This is a genomic window from Laspinema olomoucense D3b (assembly GCF_025370785.1).
Lineage (GTDB): Bacteria > Cyanobacteriota > Cyanobacteriia > Cyanobacteriales > Laspinemataceae > Laspinema > Laspinema olomoucense.
Window position 1 is genome coordinate 14401 of sequence record NZ_JAMXFA010000038.1, and the last position, 20119, is coordinate 34519.

A 20119-nucleotide genomic window follows, 5' to 3' on the forward strand; every position below is an offset into this window, starting at 1 on the left:
ACGAAGACAGACGCTGCTGGGGATCTAGCCCCAAGGGCTACAAAACTGAGGGGATGCTGCTGAAGGGGCGATCGCCACGGTTGCGCCTACTGCGGCTGAGAATCACTCAGAATTTGTAAGCGAATGGTGCGATCGCCCTCATCTCCCAGGGGAACCTCAATGACTTGACCCGCTAATCGGTCTAAACAAGTCAACAGCATTCGCAAATGGGGGGTACTTGCACCTGTATCCACATAGAGGCGATCGGTCAGACTCCCCAAACGCCGCCAAGTGGTATAAAGTTTGGCAACGGTTTGCTCAATTTGCGAGGCTTGTTTGACCAAATCTGCTGCGGTGTTCAGACAACCCATGCGCAGTGCTTCTTCTAAAGCCATTTCTACATCGATGGAACTGGCGGCGATCGCCTGAACCTGCGCCGCTGCATCTAAATATTTTGACAAACTCCGCGCATCGGAGGTCAGTTGCTTGACGGTATCCACATCCGGATTGATGGCTGCTTCCTCCCGAATCGAAACCTGGTGGGAGGGGGGGAGTTTCTCCATTTCTCGGACCAACGGTGCGAGATAACGCGGCGGCAGGGAACCGGCAGTAGCCTTTTCTTTCACCTCTTCCGGCAGCAATTCCGACGTCATGGCAGTCCATTCGTCCGAAAGTTGGCGCACTTCCCTGCGGGTGATGCGATCGCCATCTCGGGCCGCTTGGGTGACCATCTGCTGCACCTCGGGAGCAGATTTAGCCGTTTCCACAAAAGCCCGTTTGCTAAATTTATTAATGGTATCCGGGTCTAAATCCCCTTGTCTTAAGAGGGTATCGGCACTATTTGCTAGTTCAATGAGGGAATAAGCTTGACTTTTGCTGATTTCCCGGTCCTTGAGCCAGTTGAGAAACCCTCTGCCGCGTCCTTCTCCGCCAATTTTCTCGCGATCGCGCACGGCACTCAGGATCCGTCCACGCCAAATATCGGTTTGCAAATCAAAATGGTCGCAAACTTTCCAGGCATTATCTACCTGATGCTCGAAATCAGGCTCTGAAATGTCTTCATCTTCCGGGTCCGGAAGGTTAAAATTCAGGTCCGTGATGTTTTCTAAAACCGCAGCAAGTTCTTCCGGGGATTGGGGTCGTTCAGCCATTGACAGCAGCAATTTTGTTGGGCGACAGCCGACTTATTATGGCATGAGTTGGCTCTACTCCATGCATTGTTCTGGCGGAAGAAACCCCTGTGGGACCTTCAGTTGAGGCCCCGCTGAGTTCCGGGTCCCAGGGGCGATCGCCACCCTCTGTCCCTAATTGACGGATACGGAATCCGGCATTCCAAGGGCTATAAAAACCCGCAGGCTTCAGCCTGCGGGGTTTTTGGAGATTTTATTTTTTGGAGTTCTTTAATAGAAAAAACGGACTTTTGATACCCGGATTTGGTATGACCAACGTTTAAGAAGGGGCATAGAAGTCAGTTGGGACTTGAAACTCAAGACTATCCCGGTGTTTTTGATAGAGTGAGCGAGAATCCTTTGGCGGTTCAAGGTCATCAGTCCTGTCAAGGTTAAAAACCGGGTTTTTGGACAAAATCTCGGCCAAGAATGCCACAAAGTTGGATAGAAACCCGGTTTCTGGACTATTTGACTTAATCTCCGGGAGTCCTAGCGCGATTTCATTTCTGCTAACGCACCTCTGGCCATATCAGCGATCGCCCGGTCTGTGGCCTTGGGCAAACTATAATATCGACCCCCTGCCGCTTTGGCCAACTCTTTGGCAAATCCGGTGGAAACGAACTTATTCTCTGTATCAATCATCAACAACTGCATACCCACCCCGCGAATTTTTCCGGCAATTTCCAGCAATTCAGCCTTAATATCCGGTTTCTCACCTTCGATTTGCGGTTCACCCAAAGACCGAGATAAGGGAACATTCCCCCGTCCATCGGTAATGGCAACGATCGCCACCTGACCGATATCCCCGGATTGTTGAGCATTTAACCCCACCCGCACTGCGGTGGTTAACCCATGTGCTAAGGGAGATCCACCGCCACAGGGCAACCGTTCCAACCGTCTGCGGGCCGAAGTAATCGATCGCGTTGGAGGTAACAATACATCCGCTTGCTCTCCCCGAAACGGAATCAAAGCGATTTGGTCCCGGTTTTGATACGCTTCGGTCAGCAGTTGTAAGACAGCACCTTTGGCCGATTGCATCCGGTTGAGTGCCATCGAACCCGAGGCATCCACCACAAAGATAATTAAAGACCCGGCTTTTCTCGCCAAGCGCTTTGAGCGCAAGTCTCCTTGTTCTACAATCACCTTGCGGTCTGGTTGCCTTTCCCGACGGGCTTTTTGATAGGGTGCAGCAGCGCGTAATGTAGCATCGACTGCCACACGCTGTACCTTGCCCTTGGGTAACATGGGCTTAATATACCGTCCGCGATCGTCAGAAAAAATAATGCTGCGACTGCCGCTTTTGCCTTGCCGCTTCGCCATTTGTGCGAAATACAGCACACTTGGGTCCATGATCACCCCTTCAGGATCGAACAAAAACTCCTCGGGAATACTTTGTTCCTGTTCCGGTTGTTCCTGTTCTTCTTGTTCTTCCGGTTCTTCCTCGTCGGGTTCCTCTTGTTGCTGATCCGAGTTGTCTTGCGGCGGCGGTGGCGGTGGCGGTGGCGGTTGTTGCTCGTCTGGTGGGGTTTGGACAATGGTGGAACGGGGGACAATTACCAATTCCACCGCCCGACGCAGGTCCTCTGCATTCACTGTGGTTCGCCCATCCAGGGCCGCTGATGCCTTGGCGACGCGCAGGGCAAATAATTCGGCGCGATGACCCTGAACGCCGCCTCGAAGGGCTTCATTGACGAGATAGGCAATTTGGTCCGAGTTAATTTCCACATCCTTTAACCATTCTCGGGCGAGGAGAATTTGGGTTTTGAGGTTGTCGATGTCTTCGGTGTATTGGTGTAAGAACGCTTGGGGAGAGGCGGAGTAAGATAAGGCTTGTTCCACTGCTTCCACGCGCTGATCTAAGCCGAGGACCCCATCTGCTGAGAGGGTAATAGCAATGCGATCGAGCAGATGTTCGCGCAGGGACCCTTCCTCGGGGTTATAGGTGGCGATAAACAGGGGTTTGCAAGGATGTTGGAAGCTAATCCCTTCCCGTTCGATTTGGTTGCGTCCATCGGTGAGGACGCTTAAGAGCAGGTTGGCAATTTGGTCATCGAGGAGGTTGATTTCATCGATATAGAGCACTCCGCGATGGGCTTGGGCGAGTAAACCGGGTTGAAATATGGTGTCCCCTTGCTTGACCGACTGTTCCACATCCACGGACCCTAAAAGACGGTCTTCGGTGACTCCGAGGGGGATTTGGACGAAGGGGGCGGGAATGATTTGGGTGGGAACGCTGTCTGCAGTGGTGCCGTTGGTCCCGGAGTGGGGGTAGGCGTCTCGGGTGAGGTCGTCCCATTCATCGGGATTGGTGGGATTGCAGTTGGCGATCGAGTCTTTGACGACTTCAATGGGGGGCAACAGGGCGTGGATGGCACGCGCCATCACGGATTTGGCGGTTCCCCGACGACCGGCGATCGCCAGTCCTCCCAATCCGGGGTCTACTGCGGTTAACAGTAGGGCGAGTTTAATCGCCTCCTGACCGACAACCGCCGTCAGGGGAAATGCAGTGAGGGTAGAGGTGCTGGGCGCGGGCATGGTTTGAATAATTGCTAGTCCAATGGTTCAGAATATCAAAAAAGCGGGCGGGTCCGGGGATTTTTTACCGGGCAGGGGCAGTCACCTACCCTGAAATAGAGGCTCCTCTCGCCAATTGGAAGAGGTCATGGGCTATATTCCTAAAGGAAAGTCTATTATCTCCACGAGCAACACCTGTGAAATTTGGTCAATGGCTGGGGTTTGTTGCCATTCTGATTTCCCTTTATATTCTGTGGGAAATTCGGCAATTGTTGTTACTGTTATTTGTTGCAGTCGTTTTTGCCACTGCTCTCAATAGTATTGCCAAGCAGTTCCAGAAGCGATTACCTCTGAACCGCACGGTTGCTATTCTCATCACCCTGTGTCTGACAGTCTTGTTCAATGTGCTGTTTATTTGGCTGGTGGTTCCTCAGTTTCTGGAACAATCCCAACGGATGATTGAGCTATTGCCGCAAGTGTTTGTAGCGTTGCGGGTTTGGCTGCGATCGCTGGAAACTTGGTTGCCCCTTTGGTTACCTCAACCGCCGAGTCTGGCTGAGTTGATTGTGCAATTGCAGCCGTTCGTTCTGCAATCGGTGACGAATTTTTTAGATTTTTTCTCTAATTCCTTTAGAATTGCCCTTCAGCTTCTGTTTGTCCTGGTTCTGACTTTGATGCTGTTAGCCAATCCCCGGGAATATCAGGAGGCGTTTGTGCGGCTATTTCCCTCTTTTTATCGCCGCCGCGCCAAGGAGATTTTAGCCGAGTGCGAAATTGGGTTAGGGAACTGGTTTGCTGGAATTGCGATTAATTGTATTTTTATTGGGAGTTTGAGTGGAATCGGACTCTGGATATTACAAGTTGATTTGGTTTTAGTTCATGCGTTAATGGCTGGATTATTTAATTTTATTCCTAATATTGGTCCGACCATAAGCGCTGTGTTTCCGTTGATGATTGCGTTATTAGATGCACCTTGGAAAGCCTTGGCTGTGTTGATTTGGTATATCCTAATTCAACAGATTGAAAGTTATTGGTTAACGCCAACGGTGATGGCAAAACAAGTATCTCTGTTACCGGCGGTCACTTTAGTGGCCCAAATTTTCTTTGCTAGTGTTTTTGGGGTTTTGGGATTATTGTTAGCTCTCCCCCTGACCGTGGTAGCTCAGATTTGGATTCAAGAGTTATATTTTAAGGATATTATGGATAAATGGAAAAATCACCCCTATTAATATGAAATGGAGGGGGGCGATCGCCAGGGGGAAAGGGCTACAGAGTTTGTATGAGATCAGACTGACTGATCAACAACAAACCTCTGGCTTTCATTGGGCGATCGCTCCCCCAACCCCCCTGACCAACACCAATCGGCTTTTTAAAATTCTGCAACCCGTATCAAGCTGGTTGGGGTTAACTCTGGGGCGGAAAATGAGCCACAATCGTTGCTGCATCAGGATGTGCACGCACGATCGCTTCTGGTTCTACTAATCCCCCAGATAATCCAAACGCTTGATATTGATGGGAACCGGAGGTTAAAACTAACAAATCATCGGTTTGTAGCATTCTGGAGACTTTTTTAACAAAGTTTCCCCGTAAGCGTTGAACCGGAGTCGTTTCAATCAATCCAAAGGCGCTGAGGTCAAACTCACTCTCTTTAGATTTAGACCCCCCAGTGACAATCAATAATAACTGTAAGTTGGCCTTGAGTTCCGTGGCGATCGTGTTGGCAATTTCTAGGGTTTGTTTAAATTCCCAAGAGGTGGTTTCCTCTTCTGTTGCTGCAACAAAGATGCGGGCCGTATTCTCAATAGGCTGAGGAAATCGAGTAATCAAAACCGGCACCGGCGATTGTCGCACAATCCGATCAATTACGTTGCCAAAGAAATTTTCCCGATAGCTAGAGAATCCTTTCCACCCACAAATAATTAAGGTGGCATTGCGTTCCGCCGCGCTACGAACGATGCCCCCGGCAATCTCTGCATCAATTCGACCAATGGGTTCCACGGCTACAGTTGCCGCATGAGCAATGGTCTCTGCTGTGGCTAGTAACTGGTTCTGTTGAATTTTTTGATCCGAAGAGATTTTGACATTTTTATCAGAAAGAACGTGCAAGGGAAGCAAAGTTCCTTTAGATTTTTTGGCTAGTAAAATCGCCAAATTCAATAAATTATCTTCTGTACTGGGGTTAGCAACGGGAACTAAAACGCGAGCAGTCAACCCTATGGTTTCACTGGTGGTTATTTTTTCCTCGGGTTTCACCCCTTTCCCCCACTTGGCAGTAATCCAGGGAGAGGCTATACAACTCACCAGAATCATCGCAATAATGCCATTGACGGTGACTTCATCCACCAGCTCTATCTCATAAGCAACGGTAATCGCTGCTAAGGTAGAAGCAGCTTGGGCAACGGACAACCCAAAGGTGACCATCGTACTAGGGAAGGGCCAGCCAAATATCTTCCCTGAACCCCAAGCGGCTAGATATTTAGAAAGAAATTCAGCCCCAATCATCACTGCAGCCACGACGAGCGATCGCGGTTCACTAATGAGAATCTTTGGATCAATTAACATCCCCACGGAAAGGAGAAAAAATGGCACAAAGAGCGTATTTCCAATAAACTGAATTCGATTCATTAAAGGGCTCAAAGCCGGAATCAGTTGAGTAATCGCTACCCCCGCTAAAAATGCCCCAATAATTGCTTCGATTTCAATCAATTGAGCCACATAAGAAACCACCAGTAAAGTGGCCACAACAAAGGTAAATTCTGCTCCTTCATCATGGCCAAATTTCCGAAAAAACCATCGCCCGATTTTGGGAACTCCCCATAAGGTAGCTACGGTATAAATTACCAAAGCAGGGATAAGAAAGAGCCAAAATTGTAGGGTTAATTCACCCCCATAAGCTTTGACAACTACGGCTAAAACTAACAACGCCAGGACATTCGTGATTAAGGTTCCCCCCAAAGTTGCCGTCACCGCTTGAGCTCGCATGATTCCCAGGCGGGTCAAAACCGGCAATGCCAGTAGGGTATGAGAGGCAAAGCAAGAGGCAACCAGAATTGCGCCTAACCAACTATATCCCAACAACAACATCGCCACAGTTCCCAACCCCATCGGAATGGCGAAGGTTAACAACCCAAAAACAATGGCTTTATCTGCATTGAGTTTTAGGTCATCTAAACTGGTCTCTAACCCCGCCATAAACATTAAAAATAACAATCCCACTGTGCCTAACAGCACAATTGTTTCATCTCGGGCTAATAATCCTAAACCGTAGGGTCCGATGACGACTCCAGCCAGAATTAGACCCACAATTCCCGGCAGTTTTAATCGTTCAAAAACCAAAGGCGCGATGAGCATCATCGCCATGATAATCAAAAAAATAGCAACGGGGTCTTTAATTGGACCGCTTAAAACTTGAGCCAAGGGAGTTCCCATCAACAACTGGGTGATGTCTCCCCCATGTGTTTCAATCAACGGCCAAAGATTTGCCATAAAATAGCTCCTGTAATGGTATTGGTAAGAGGTAATTTTGTATCCGTCAGTTTATAACAGATTTTTTGTGATTTTGCCCTTTTGTAAAATTTAGGGTGTCTGCCGTAAAAATCAGGGATTATTTCTACGGATATATTTACCCTAATATTCGGCAGGATATAGCGAGCCTTAATACATTTAGCAAGGGCTCCTAACCTGATATTTTTGGAGTGCTGCACATCTTTCGCTATGCCAAGCGTCTTGGCATCAGGCGGCGCATTCCTTAATAACAAAGGACAGGCGAGGCTAACTTTAGCCTAATCAATAAGTATTTTATTGATTAGGCTAAAGTTAGCTGTTTGGCACTTAAATTGGATGAGGTTAGCCAGCAAGATTGGATGCATCCGGCACGCTGTGCTTTCTTCAGTCCAAGGGATTGATAATTTTTTAATCTCTCCTTCAAACAGGCAAAAGCTTAAAGGGGAGAATAAACTTTTATAGTTATAAAGTTAAAATACCCAAATTAACTCTCCCTAGAGGAAGATTTACAAAGTTTAGGTCTTAATCCCAATCTTTAACAGAGCAGGAAAGGTCCGGGAGAAGTAATCGAATCAACGGGAGTAAAATTGTTTCTTAAATGATGATGAGGCGACTGGGGTAAGCTAGAAAGCGAGCTGGTTGCCTGGGGTAAGCCAGATTCAGGTGCGATCGCCCCTGACTTCATCCCGGGTGGAGTACCCTGGGCTGAAATGTACAAGTTAGAGGAGCGATCGCCCCTAAGTTGGATCAGCTTTGTTAAACTGAAACTTAGGACTTCGATAGAGGATGCGAGCAAGGGGACAAGACAGCGGGTTTCTGACGCAGATTGGCTGCTAATTCCTACAGATTTTGTAAACAAATCCAGTTGGTGTTGCCGATACGATACCGATGCTCTAAATACCCCAATGTCCTAGGGGAAGCGATCGCCTCCAATGGCATCCAGTCAAAGTTGATCGCCTCCGAACCTCTACGAATGGCAGTACAAAGGGATGACTGAGTAGGAACATGAAGATTTCCGAGCTAATACAATGGTTTGAAGGCTGGGTGAACCCAGCATGGCAAGAAAAGTGGGATAATTGTGGTTGGCAAATCGAACCGGGAATCTTAACGGAACCGGCGGGGGTTTTAGTTTGTTTAACCCCTACCTTAGCCGTCATGCAAGAGGCGATCGCCCTCAAAGAAACAGGTGAACCTGTTAATTTAATCTTTGCTCACCATCCTCTAATTTTTGGCGGAGTTGATCGCCTCTGTAGCGGTGAGGCAATTGGCGAAATGGCAAAACTCGCCTTTACCCATCGCATCGGTATTTACAGCGCTCACACTAACTTTGACCAAGTGAATCATGGAACCGCTGATGTCCTCGCGCAACTGTTAAAACTCAAACAAGTCAAGGCAATAGTTCCTACCCAAACTGGACTCGGCTATGGACGAATCGGACAACTGGAACCGGCTCTACCCCTGATGGATTTGTTAACGTTAATTCAAGAAAAATTGCAACCTCCCGAACTGATTTTTTCTCCGGCAAAACCCCAGCAGCGCATTCGCAGGTTAGCCGTTTTAGGCGGTTCGGGAGCCAGTTATATCGATGCGGTTGTCCAAGCCGGTGCCGAGGCTTATCTCACCTCTGACTGCAAATTTCATCAATTCCAGGAAGCGCGCGATCGCGGCTTAGTCCTGATCGATGCGGGTCATTATGCGACGGAACGCCCCGCCTGCGATCGGCTGGTTGAAAAATTAAGAAAAGCGGGAGCAGACTGGGTAAAATTGAGTAACCAAGATGAAGATTTCCGCCAGTTTTTTCGCGGATAGAGCAGGCAAATTGAAAATCCTTCTAAAATTTTCCTTACCCCGTAAGCGTTACAAGCCAAGGGTTTTCGGCTTGATTTCCTCAGTTGAAACGAAGGACCACCCCGCCCCTGCGGGACACCCCTCCAAGGGAGGGGAATGAGGCTGTATTCCCCGGGAGATAAAAGGACTGAACAATGCAAAAATGAATTGAGCCAGGAGAATGAAACAGCCCTAGGTTTAAACCACTGCCTGTTCTGAACAGGTTACCCGTGAGAAATTGCTGCTTCGGGTAGCGCACCTTTCATGCGTCCTAACCAATCAATCAGGGTCTCTAATTGATACTCTGGACGCATAATTCCAATGCCGCGAACGGTAACTTTACCCGGTCTGTAGACAAACTTTTCTTGGATATTGGCAGGCAAATTTTCGGCGAGTAAGTTCCAGGCGGGTTCCTCCATTGGGGTTTCTAAAACGATGTTTTGGGTTCCTTCCGGTTTGATTCGGGAGAATCCTAAAGGTTTGGCAATTTGTTTGAGTTTCATGACTTGCATGAGTTGAGTGACGGGTTTGGGAATGGGTCCGTAGCGATCGCGCCAATCGGCTTCGATTTCTGCCAGTTCTTTCTCCGAGGTTGCCAAGGCTACTGACCGATATGCACTCATCTTTTGGTCCAAATCCACGATATAATCCCCAGGAATAAAGGCGGTTAAGGTGAGGTCGATTTGTGTCTCTTCTACGGTGGGAATTTCTTGGCCGCGAATCTCTCGAATCGCTTCCTCTAACATTTCCATATAGAGGTCAAACCCGATCGCATCCAGTTGTCCTGACTGTTCCGCCCCTAACAAATTGCCGACGCCTCGGATTTCCATATCTCGCATGGCGAGTTGATATCCTGAACCTAATTGAGCAAACTCTTTAATAGCCCTTAACCGTTTCCTGGCTTCATCGGTTAATCGGCCACTTTTGGGGTAAAATAACCATGCATGAGCTTGAATTCCAGACCGTCCCACTCGTCCCCGTAATTGATACAATTGGGACAATCCGAAGCGGTGGGCATCTTCAATTAAAATCGTATTCACCCGAGGAATATCTAACCCCGATTCGATAATTGTAGTACAGACTAAAATATCTGCTTCTCCCGAACTAAAAGCAATGGTAATCGCTTCTAATTCTGATGGGTTCATTTGACCATGAGCGATCGCCACTCTTGCACTGGGAACCATTTGTTGCAATGCCGCGCCCACTTCCTCAATCCCTTCTACCCGAGGCACAACGTAAAACACCTGTCCCCCTCGGTCCAACTCTTGGCGAATCGCCGATCGCGCGGTTTCTAGGTCGTAGGGTGCCAAGTGAGTCTGAATTGGGCGACGAGAGGGCGGGGGTGTCGCAATCAAGCTCATTTCTCGCACACCGGATAAAGACATATATAATGTGCGGGGAATAGGTGTCGCTGTTAAAGTTAGCACATCCACTTGGGTTTTTAATGCTTTGATTTTTTCCTTCTGATTCACCCCAAACCGTTGTTCTTCATCCACTACTAATAGTCCCAAATCTCGGAACTGAATCGATTTACTCAGAACTGAGTGAGTTCCCACAACTAAATCTAATTCCCCTGTAGCAAGGCGATTTTGAATATCTTGGCGTTCTGCTTGACTGCGGAAGCGATTGAGCAATCCAATTTGAATCGGATAGGGAGCAAATCGTTCTTTAATGGTATGATAATGTTGTTGGGTTAAAATCGTAGTCGGGGCCAACAAGGCTACCTGTTTTCCTGCGGTAATCGCTTTAAAAATTGCACGAATTGCCACTTCTGTTTTGCCAAATCCCACATCCCCACAGACTAAGCGATCCATTGGTCTCTCGCTCTCCATATCCCGCTTCACATCGTGAGTTGCCTTCAACTGATCCGGCGTCGGTTGATAGGAAAAAGAATCTTCTAACTCTTGCTGCCAAGGCATATCTGGGGGATAGGCAAATCCTTGTTGATCTGATCGCTTGGCATATAAATTCAACAAATCCACCGCCAGTTTTTTCACCGCTTTGCGGACTTTGTTGCGGGTTGTTTCCCAGGATTTACTGGTGAGTTTATTGAGTTCTGGCCTTTTCCCTCCAGTGGTCCGGAAGCGGGAGAGGGATTCGAGTTGGTCTACGGGAACTCGCAGAATTCCATCGCTATATTTAACAACTAAATATTCCCTGTTTTGGAGTTTTTCCAGTTTAATAAATTGGCCGATGCCATGATGGCGATGAACGACAAAATCTCCTTGACGTAGTTTATTGGGGTCTACCTGTTTAGAAGCGGCGCGACGACGTTTGCGGACGTAGGTAGGGGTGGCGAGGGTATGTTGTCCATAAAATTCGCGATCGGTGATAATCACAATTCTAAAGGCGGACAAAATAAACCCTTCGAGTTCGGCAAGTCCGCTATATTTCAAGGCAACGGGAATATGTTGGACTTGCAGTTTCTCGATCGCCCGATAGTCCCGATGATTGGGAATAAATTGGGCGGGACAGTCATGTTCTTGCAACAAGGAAACTGATCGACTCGGTTGGGCGGAAATTAGAAAGACATTAAACCGGCGATCGCGTTCTTCTCGTAACAGTTCGGCCAGTTTGGCAAACTGGTGAGGCAAGACGGGAACGGGACGACTATCCAAGTCAAAACTAATCTTAGGACCCTCTGTTTTGCTATGAATCACCAATTCCGAGAGGGAAATGCGGTCAAAGGATTCAGCAGTGGCGAGGGATTCGCTAAAGTTGCGGTGTACCCGAGACAGGGGAATGGGTTTAGACGGGAGGGTTCGGAAATGTTCTTCTACTTGTTCCGCCCAGCGATCGCCATGTGCACTACAGCGATCGGGTTCATCAATGGCAACAATGGTATCTGGGGAAAGATAGTCCAACAAGGAAGCGGGTTGCTCAAATGCCACCCCCAGAAACCGATGCAGGGACGGCAACTCGGGGGAGTCTTCCAGTTCTAAATCATTCGAGATAGCTGTGCCTGCATTTCTCAATGCCTCCGGTAAATGGGCCTGAATCAGGGGACTGAAGGAGGTGGGAGTCAGGACCAGTTGCTCGATTTTATCCAGGGAACGCTGGGTAGAGGGGTCAAATTCCCGAATATTCTCCAGTTCGTCCCCAAACCAGTCCAGGCGGACGGGAAGTTCAGCAGAAACGGGAAAAATATCCACAATATCCCCCCGGCGACTCCATTGCCCTTCGGTTTCCACAAGGGCCACGCGCTCATATCCCATGCGGGCGAGTTGTTCGTCCAGGGTTTTGGAGTTCCACTCGCTTTTGGCAGTGAGGGTGAGGCAGTAGGGTTTAAACTGATTTACCGGGGGTAAATGGGGTTGTAAGGCCCGTTCCGTGGTGACAATGGCGAGATTGTTTTCTCCTCGGACTAAATCGGCAAGGACTTGCATTTGCCCCCAGGTGGTTTCTTCTTCCGGGTCAAAGAGTTCGTAGGGAGATGCTTCGGAGGTTGGGTAAAAATGCACTGTAGGCCATCCCATTGCTTCGAGTTGGGCGGCCCATCGCCCTGCTTCTTCCAGGGTGGCGGTGACCACCAATAAACTCTGGTCTCGTTTTTGAGCGATCGCCGAGGCGACCAATCCTTTCGGGAAGCGGGAGATGCCGTTGAGTTCGATATGGTGATGCCGATCGAGTTTCGTGAGGAGTTCGGTCGCTAACGGCGATCGCCCCAGGGTGCGGATGATGGAAGAACAGGCCATGACTTGTCACAAATGCGATAGCTTGGGTTGAAAAAAATCCCCGGATCTTTTCTTGTATTTATTTTAGAAGCCTGGGGACCAACTGTGCAGCCGCCCCAGACAGAGAAAGTTAGGATCACAATTTCTAGGGTGGGGATGATTCTGCTATTGCCGAGAAATGTTAAGTTAGCTAGAATCTGGCACTAAATGCTTATGTCCACTGTGGCGATCGCACCCAATCACCCGGGCGATCGCCATATTCGCCGAAACCCGAGGCAAATTCCACACAACATGAATTCTTTTTCCCTCGAAATTCTGCTCATCTTACTCCTGATTCTCCTGAATGGGATATTTGCCATGTCTGAAATGGCCCTCGTTTCGGCAAGGAAGGCAAGACTGCAACAATGGGCGAATCAGGGAGACGTCAAAGCAAGGGTCGCCTTAGAATTGGCTAATTCCCCCAATCGCTTCCTCTCGACGGTACAAATTGGGATCACTTTAGTGGGGATCTTCGCCGGGGCCTTTGGCGGTGCCACCATCGCCGAAAAAGTGGTGGTTCAGTTGGATCGTCTTCCGGTGGTAGTTCCTTATAAAGGGGCTATTGCACTGTTAATTGTGGTCGTTAGCATTACTTACCTGTCTCTGATTCTCGGGGAACTGGTCCCAAAACGCCTCGCCTTAAACAATCCCGAACGAATTGCCACCCGGATTGCGGTTCCTATGCGCTTGCTGGCAAGCATTGGGTCACCCGTGGTTCATCTGTTGAGTGCTTCTACGGACTTGGTGTTAAAAATATTGAGAACCCAACCCTCTAATGAACCCCAAGTCATCGAAGAAGAAATTAAAATTTTACTCGAACAAGGTACGGAAACCGGCGCATTTGAGCAAGAAGAACAGGCGATGGTTGAGCGAGTTTTTCGCTTAGATGAACGCCGTCTGAGTTCCCTAATGACCCCGCGACCGGATGTAATTTGGCTGAATTTAGATGATGCGGTTGAAGAGAACCTCAATAAGATTATTAGCAGTACCCACACCCGGTTCCCGGTCTGTCAAGATGTGCTGGATAATGTCTTGGGGGTGATTCAGATTAATGATTTATTAACTCGTTCTCTCCTCTCCCAACCCATCGATCTCACCGCTGCTTTGCGTCAGCCCTTGTTTGTTCCAGAACATACCAAAGCCCTCAAAGTCTTAGAGCTATTTAAACAAACCGGCACTCATATTGCCTTAGCCGTCGATGAATATGGCGTCATTCAGGGATTGGTGACCTTGAATGATATTTTAGAGGCGATCGTGGGAGATTTACCCTCCATGAATCAACCGGATGATTTGCAAATTCTCCAGCGCGAGGACGGTTCCTGGTTATTAGATGGTATGGTCTCTATTGAAAAATTCCGGGAAGTTTTTAATTTGGAAGAGTTACCCGGTGAACCCGAAGGGAACTATCACACCTTGGGAGGATTTGTCATCACTCATCTGGGACGGATTCCCATTGCTGCGGACCATTTTGAATGGGCGGGATTCCGATTTGAAGTCATGGACATGGATGGGAATCGTGTTGATAAAATATTGGTAATGCCCATCCAGGGGAATTCCCAAACTTCTTTTCCAATGAGCTAAAATTGACCGGGATTAAAAAAGCGAGTATCTTGCTTCTGATGAACAGTAGGGAGCCTTTCGCTCCCTCTCCTGAACCAATTAATTAGCAAGGGAATAGCCCACCCAACTTGCTTTAAAAATCAGGTAACTAAACCGTAAATTTTTTAGAATTAACAAGTCTAAGCCCGGTTGAACCATCGGTATAGCAAATTATTTCCAGCGATTTTTTAATTCCGGATTTTGATTTAAAACCCCCACAATTGAATCGGCAATATAAGTTGTAAATACTTGATTGCCCGTTTGGTTATAATGACAACAACTATCAATGTAAACAATTTCATTCACATTGTCGAAGATTTTTGTCGCATTAAAAATCGGGATATTTTCGGTTTTTAACTGTTCTATCGTTTGGAGTAAAGCCGGATATCCCTTCTGCACCCCACCTTGATATGGATGATTTTCAATAATGGCTAATTTTCGCTCATCCTCACTAAACGATCGCCCGGTGGGATAATACTGATTGGGCTGAATAAAATGGAAATACAGACTATTTTGATTTTCCAAAGATTGCTTCATCAACCGCGATGAATTTCCCCATAACTCTGCCATTTTCTTAAATGCTGTGTCTACATCCACCACTTCCTGGGGATTTTCAATTTTGAGGATAAAATCTTGTTCGGGATTTTGTTGTTTTTGCCCTCGAATTTTCTCAAATGCCATTAAATTTTCTTGATATTTCCTCGCCGCTGCCTGAGTGGAAACAACTCGGAATAAATAAGTAGAAGCTAATTTACTTTCTTGTAAACTTTCCTGCCTTTGTATTAACTCTTCTCGATTTTCCACAATTTTGGCGATCGCACTCAGTTCATCCACCCCTAAATTATTACTGGCAACATCCCGCAGCGGCAACAAATGCTGAACACTCGGCATAGAAAGCGCAATATTTTCCTGATAATTCAGATGAGATAAGGCGACTTCATTAAATCCATCAATATTAATGACAAAATCAAATTCTTGTCCCAAAGACAAGATATAATTTAAAATAAGTAGTTGTTGCGGTTGCTTATATCCCCCCAAAGCAAAGGGCAGAATAATAATTTCTTTATTGGCTAACTCGGGAATTTTCTCTTTCAGGGTTTTAGTCAGCACTTGATTTTCACTTTCATACATCGCAAAGTTACTCGCAACCGAACCCCCGAAGACCCCGATAATCACTTGATTCGGGTTTTGCCGGATAAAGGGATAGTCATAATCCGAAGGAAACCCCCAATTATTAGCCGGGAAAACCCGGGTAGAAAACTCTAAATTTACAGGCTGGTTTGGTTTTAGAACATATCCAAAAAAGGGATGAAGTCTTTCCAGGATCGTTTCATCCGTGGCAGTTTGATTCAGCGGTAATCCCAACTGGGCGATCGCCTCATTCGTTGAGCGATCGCTGCGAGTATAAAACAGTTGTTTATATTTACTCCAATATAAAGCCGCCGCCCCTAACTCGATAAAAATAGCCAAAAAAACCAGATTAATTAAAGTAATTTTAACAATTTCTGGTAATTTTTTTGGTAATTCAGTCAATTTTTTCATAAATTTATCAGCTAATTTCACTGGATAGGATAAAGGTTCTCCCCAGGAGTGGGAGAATCTTGCTCCCAATCTCCTGGAGTAATCCCAGACAGGCAACCGTTAAAACAACGTGTAAATAAAGGGGGCGATCGCCGATGCCTGAGTCAACACAATCACCCCGCCCAGTAACACCAAAGTAATAATTAAAGGAGCCATCCAGTATTTTTTACGCTCCCTTAAAAATCCCCATAAATCCTTGATAAAATCCCAAATTGATTCAAACATTAAAACGGTTTCTCCATACTTTCGCGATTTCTCCGGGTGCTAGAAACCCGGTAACTCTCTAGCTTCGCATCCAAGCGGCGTGCCATCGGGTCTTTTTTAAACACTCCCCGCATGACTAATCCCATCGGCATCAACAACAAATAGTAAATAATCCCTAAAATAATCCGGCTATTAATCGCCCCTAGAAACAGTCCAACTTTCATCCAACCGTGATAAACCGGGTCTAAAGTTTTGGGAGCAATTAACGCCCAAGCCCACAACACCCCCGCCACAATCCAAGGCCAAATTGGCAGAGAATGAGCGCGAATCCAAGGAATTAATAACCCAAATAACCCTACAAAAATTGCTCCAGTAACCAGTCCAAATTCACGCAATCCTTTTTTATCCAGCTTCGGAATCGTATGAGTCATAACCAAGGCATCAGCCATCAAAAATAACAGAGCTTTTTCTCAAAATAAGCCCGCGCAGGCGGGCTTCGTCCGGATAGCCCCACCCTTGAGGGTGCGGGCTTTTCCCAAATAGCCCGCGCAGGCGGGCTTCGTCCGGATAGCCCCACCCTTGAGGGTGCGGGCTAATTCCTAACTTAATCTAATTCAAATTCTTGCTTCCAAGACTCATCCTTTTTCCAAGGTATTTGCTCACTCTTCGGTAACAAGAAATTCTCAATCACCAAATAATCCATCTCGGTCCGCATAAAACAGCGATAGGCATCTTCTGGGGTACAAACAATCGGTTCACCGCGCACATTAAACGAGGTATTTACCAATACCCCACAGCCAGTTTTTGCTTCAAATTGACGGATTAACTCATAGTACCGAGGATTGGTTTCTTTGTGCACCGTTTGGATCCGGGCGGAATAATCCACATGAGTCACCGCTGGGATTTGCGATCGCGGCACGTTCAGTTTCTCAATCCCAAATAATAACTCCTGTTCCGCCGTCATGGGAATCCGTAACCCCTCTTTCACTGCTGCCACCAGCAACATATAAGGACTCGCCGAATCTATCTCAAAATAATCAGAAACGCGATCGCTTAATACCGAAGGGGCAAAGGGTCGAAATGACTCCCGATACTTAATTTTTAGGTTCATCACAGACTGCATTTTAGCACTGCGCGGGTCACCAATAATCGATCGCCCACCTAACGCCCTGGGACCAAATTCCATCCGTCCTTGGAACCATCCCACCACATTTTCATCGGCTAAAATTTCCCCTAATCGAGGCAACAATTCCTCATCATCCAACCGATAATATTTTGCCTGGACTGCATCCAAATAGGACCGGATTTCCTCATCCCCAAACTTCGGCCCTAAATAAGACCCTTTCATGCGATCGCCCACGGTCAAATTCTGCTTAGGCGAGTCTTCAATCTCCGAATTGACTACCCGAGGTTGCTCACCATACTGATACCAACCCGCTAATGCCGCCCCTAATGCGCCTCCGGCATCTCCTGCCGCTGGTTGAATCCAAATTCCCTTAAAAGCGCTTTCCCGCAATAGTCTACCATTAGCAACACAATTTAACGCCACTCCTCCAGCTAAACACAAATAATCCGCTTCTAACTCTTTATGCACCGTTTTCGCCAGACGCAATACCACCTCTTCCGTGACATATTGAATCGAACTGGCGATATCCATTTCTTTCTGAGTTAACTTCCCTTCTGGAGGGCGCGGCGGTCCTCCAAATAACTCATCAAACTTGCGATTAGTCATAGTTAAACCCGTCGCATAGTTGAAATAATCCATATTTAAACGGAACGTGCCATCATCCCTTAAATCAATTAAATGATTCAGGATTTTATCAATATATTTGGGTTCCCCATAAGGCGCTAACCCCATCAATTTATACTCCCCCGAATTTACCTTAAATCCGGTGTAGTAAGTAAACGCAGAATAGAGCAATCCTAAAGAGTGGGGAAAATCAATTTCCCATTGGGGAATCAGTTGATTGCCATCCCCTAACCAAACCGAAGTCGTTGCCCATTCCCCCACCCCGTCCAAACACATCACTGCCGCCCGTTGAAACGGGCTCGGAAAAAAGGCACTCGCCGCATGAGCTTGATGATGTTCAGTAAATAAAAGCTGAGGCAATTGGGAGGTTTTACATCCGGCAAACTTCGCCAATTCTTGTTTTAAAATAGTTTTTAAATAGAGTTTTTCTTTTAACCAAACAGGCATAGCAGTAATAAAGGAACGAAACCCTTTCGGCGCATAAGACAAATAGGTTTCTAACAGCCGCTCAAATTTAACCAGCGGTTTATCATAAAATATAATTTGGTCTAACTCATTGAGGGAGAGATTGGCCTCTTGAAGACAATAAGAAATTGCACTTTGAGGAAATCGAGCATCATGCTTTTTCCGCGAAAATCTTTCTTCCTGTGCCGCCGCAATAATATCGCCCTCAATCACTAAAGCCGCTGCGCTATCGTGATAGTAACCGGAAATTCCCAGAATTTTCATAGATCGTCTTTTTGCCCTTTTTGAAAGATGAGATAGAGATGAGATTCAGTCAACTCGCACCCTCGATTCTGCACTCCAAGTCCCTGGTTTCTATCGGTTTATACCTTGGTCAGGGAATTATCGCCGCCAATTAAACCAAATGTCAAGCAGGGTCTGCCACCCTGTATTTTGCTTGAACCGTCCCTCCTGCCAGAGTTGGGCCGTTTGTTGATTAATCTCCGACAGACTGGGCCAAATATGGGGTAAAGTGGCGATCGCCTCAACCTTCAATTTGTTTTGCATCCCTAACGCAAAACTGTGAATTAGTTCCGATGCGCCCGGTCCCAAAATATGAGCGCCCAAAATTTCTCCCTTTTTCCGGACCAAGACCTTACAAAAACCCGTTGTTTCCTCCTGCAATCGACCCCCAGCAATCCCTTTAAAATATTGCCTCAAAACAACCACATCATCATATTGATGTTTTGCTTGGGGTTCAGTCAGTCCGACTCGGGCAATTTCCGGATAGGTCTGGAAGGCCCAGGGAATGCCCCAATAATTAACCCGATGACGGGGTAAAAACAAGGCATTTTTTACGGCGATTTTAGCTTCATGTCGGGCTACATTAACGAGGGGATAGCCCCCTGCTAGGTTCCCACAGCCATAGATACGCCGGTTTGTTGTTTGTAATTTAGAGTTAAGTTGCACTCTTTGACCTAGGGGGGTCCGGTAGAATTTCACGCCCACGCTTTCTAAGTTTAATCCGTGAATATTGGATTGGAAACCACAGGCGAGGAAAATTTCATCGCAGGCGATCGCCCGGTTTTCCGTCTGGACAATCTTTTTCCCTTGCCTCGATTCCACCGCCCTTACTGGGGTATCGGTCAAGACAAGAATCCCATCTGCTTCGAGTTGTGCCTGAATTAATTGCGCCGCTTCAGGGTCTTCTTTCGGCAAAATCTGGGGTGCAGAAGTAATCAGGGTCACGGCAATTCCCAACCGGACGAGGACTTGTGCCAGTTCAATCCCATTCGGATCGCTGCCAATAATTGCAATCGTATTCGGGAGAGCTCCTTCGGTGAGGTGATGGAAGGTTTCCCGGGTGAGGTATCTCGTGGTTGCCAGTCCCGGGATGTCAGGAATCGCTGACTGAAAACTGGGGGCTAATAAATAATGGCGAGAAATTAGGCGTCTACTCTTAATATCTAGCGCTAGTTGTGGTGTAGAGCAAAACTCTCCGGCCTCCGCAATCACATCAATGCCCTGAGAAGCGAGAACTGCCGGGGACCATTCCTCCCCTAGGGATGCGAGGGCCTGGGTCGAGCGGTCTAGGGCGCGGGCCAGTTCCGGAACGTCCTTGGGAAATGGCGCACCCCAGAGAATCGAAGGGGAATCAAATAACTCCGCTGTTTGTACAGGTCCGGTCCCCTCAAAGAATGGAGGGGCATTCACTGCCTGTTGAGGCGGTTGGACCAGGGCCACTCGCGCTTGCAGTTTGGCGGCTGCGATCGCCGCTTCTATTCCCGGGCGAGTGCCGCCAATAACGACTAAATCGTAATCCAAGGTCACGGTGT

The 20119-nt window shown here is 47.4% G+C and carries 14 protein-coding genes; 4 read left to right on the forward strand and 10 right to left on the reverse strand.

Annotation, left to right across the window (positions count from 1 at the left end; translation table 11 throughout):
- Positions 1–86: 86 nt before the first annotated feature.
- Both NG792_RS22595 and bchD read right to left on the reverse strand, forming a co-directional pair.
- Complete coding sequence (locus tag NG792_RS22595) at positions 87–1130, reverse strand: hypothetical protein (protein ID WP_261198748.1); 1044 nt, start codon at positions 1128–1130, stop codon at positions 87–89.
- Between the two features lie 507 nt (positions 1131–1637).
- Entirely contained in the window at positions 1638–3683 is a 2046-nt protein-coding gene (gene bchD / locus NG792_RS22600; protein ID WP_261198749.1) for a magnesium chelatase ATPase subunit D, read from the reverse strand.
- Between the two features lie 176 nt (positions 3684–3859).
- On the opposite strand from bchD, the gene NG792_RS22605 reads away from it, so the two are divergent.
- Positions 3860–4891 (forward strand): AI-2E family transporter, encoded by a 1032-nt coding sequence (locus NG792_RS22605; protein ID WP_261198750.1) that lies wholly within the window; start codon positions 3860–3862, stop codon positions 4889–4891.
- A 175-nt stretch (positions 4892–5066) separates the two neighbouring features.
- On the opposite strand, the gene NG792_RS22610 is transcribed toward NG792_RS22605, so the two are convergent.
- Entirely contained in the window at positions 5067–7148 is a 2082-nt protein-coding gene (locus NG792_RS22610; RefSeq protein ID WP_435387605.1) for a cation:proton antiporter domain-containing protein, read from the reverse strand.
- 553 nt (positions 7149–7701) lie between these two features.
- Entirely contained in the window at positions 7702–8025 is a 324-nt protein-coding gene (locus NG792_RS22615; protein ID WP_261236880.1) for a hypothetical protein, read from the reverse strand.
- 9 nt (positions 8026–8034) lie between these two features.
- On the opposite strand from NG792_RS22615, the gene NG792_RS22620 reads away from it, so the two are divergent.
- Both NG792_RS22620 and NG792_RS22625 read left to right on the forward strand, forming a co-directional pair.
- Positions 8035–8163 (forward strand): hypothetical protein, encoded by a 129-nt coding sequence (locus NG792_RS22620; protein WP_261236881.1) that lies wholly within the window; start codon positions 8035–8037, stop codon positions 8161–8163.
- An 8-nt stretch (positions 8164–8171) separates the two neighbouring features.
- Entirely contained in the window at positions 8172–8975 is an 804-nt protein-coding gene (locus NG792_RS22625) for a Nif3-like dinuclear metal center hexameric protein (RefSeq protein ID WP_261236882.1), read from the forward strand.
- Positions 8976–9217: 242 nt separating this feature from the next.
- On the opposite strand, the gene mfd is transcribed toward NG792_RS22625, so the two are convergent.
- Positions 9218–12688, reverse strand: coding sequence for a transcription-repair coupling factor (mfd, locus tag NG792_RS22630; RefSeq protein WP_261236883.1), 3471 nt, complete (start codon positions 12686–12688; stop codon positions 9218–9220).
- 270 nt (positions 12689–12958) lie between these two features.
- Here mfd and NG792_RS22635 point away from each other — a divergent pair, with 270 nt between their 5' ends.
- Complete coding sequence (locus NG792_RS22635) at positions 12959–14287, forward strand: hemolysin family protein (RefSeq protein WP_261198769.1); 1329 nt, start codon at positions 12959–12961, stop codon at positions 14285–14287.
- 189 nt (positions 14288–14476) lie between these two features.
- Here NG792_RS22635 and NG792_RS22640 read toward each other — a convergent pair whose 3' ends face one another.
- The 5 genes from NG792_RS22640 to NG792_RS22660 all read right to left on the reverse strand — a co-directional run bounded on the left by NG792_RS22640 (position 14477) and on the right by NG792_RS22660 (position 20114).
- Entirely contained in the window at positions 14477–15847 is a 1371-nt protein-coding gene (locus NG792_RS22640) for a hypothetical protein (protein WP_261236884.1), read from the reverse strand.
- Between the two features lie 99 nt (positions 15848–15946).
- Entirely contained in the window at positions 15947–16111 is a 165-nt protein-coding gene (locus NG792_RS22645; RefSeq protein ID WP_261198771.1) for a DUF5989 family protein, read from the reverse strand.
- The gene (locus NG792_RS22650) at positions 16111–16539 is read right to left on the reverse strand and encodes an SxtJ family membrane protein (RefSeq protein ID WP_261198772.1); all 429 of its coding nucleotides are present in this window, start codon (positions 16537–16539) and stop codon (positions 16111–16113) included. Before NG792_RS22650 ends, NG792_RS22645 begins: the two co-directional genes overlap by 1 nt.
- Before the next feature lie 155 nt (positions 16540–16694).
- A complete protein-coding gene (locus NG792_RS22655) occupies positions 16695–18569 on the reverse strand; it encodes a carbamoyltransferase family protein (RefSeq protein ID WP_261236885.1) in 1875 nt (624 codons plus the stop codon).
- Positions 18570–18686: 117 nt separating this feature from the next.
- Positions 18687–20114: a dihydrolipoyl dehydrogenase family protein gene (locus NG792_RS22660; protein ID WP_261236886.1), complete on the reverse strand. Its 1428-nt coding sequence runs from the start codon at positions 20112–20114 to the stop codon at positions 18687–18689.
- Positions 20115–20119: the final 5 nt, after the last annotated feature.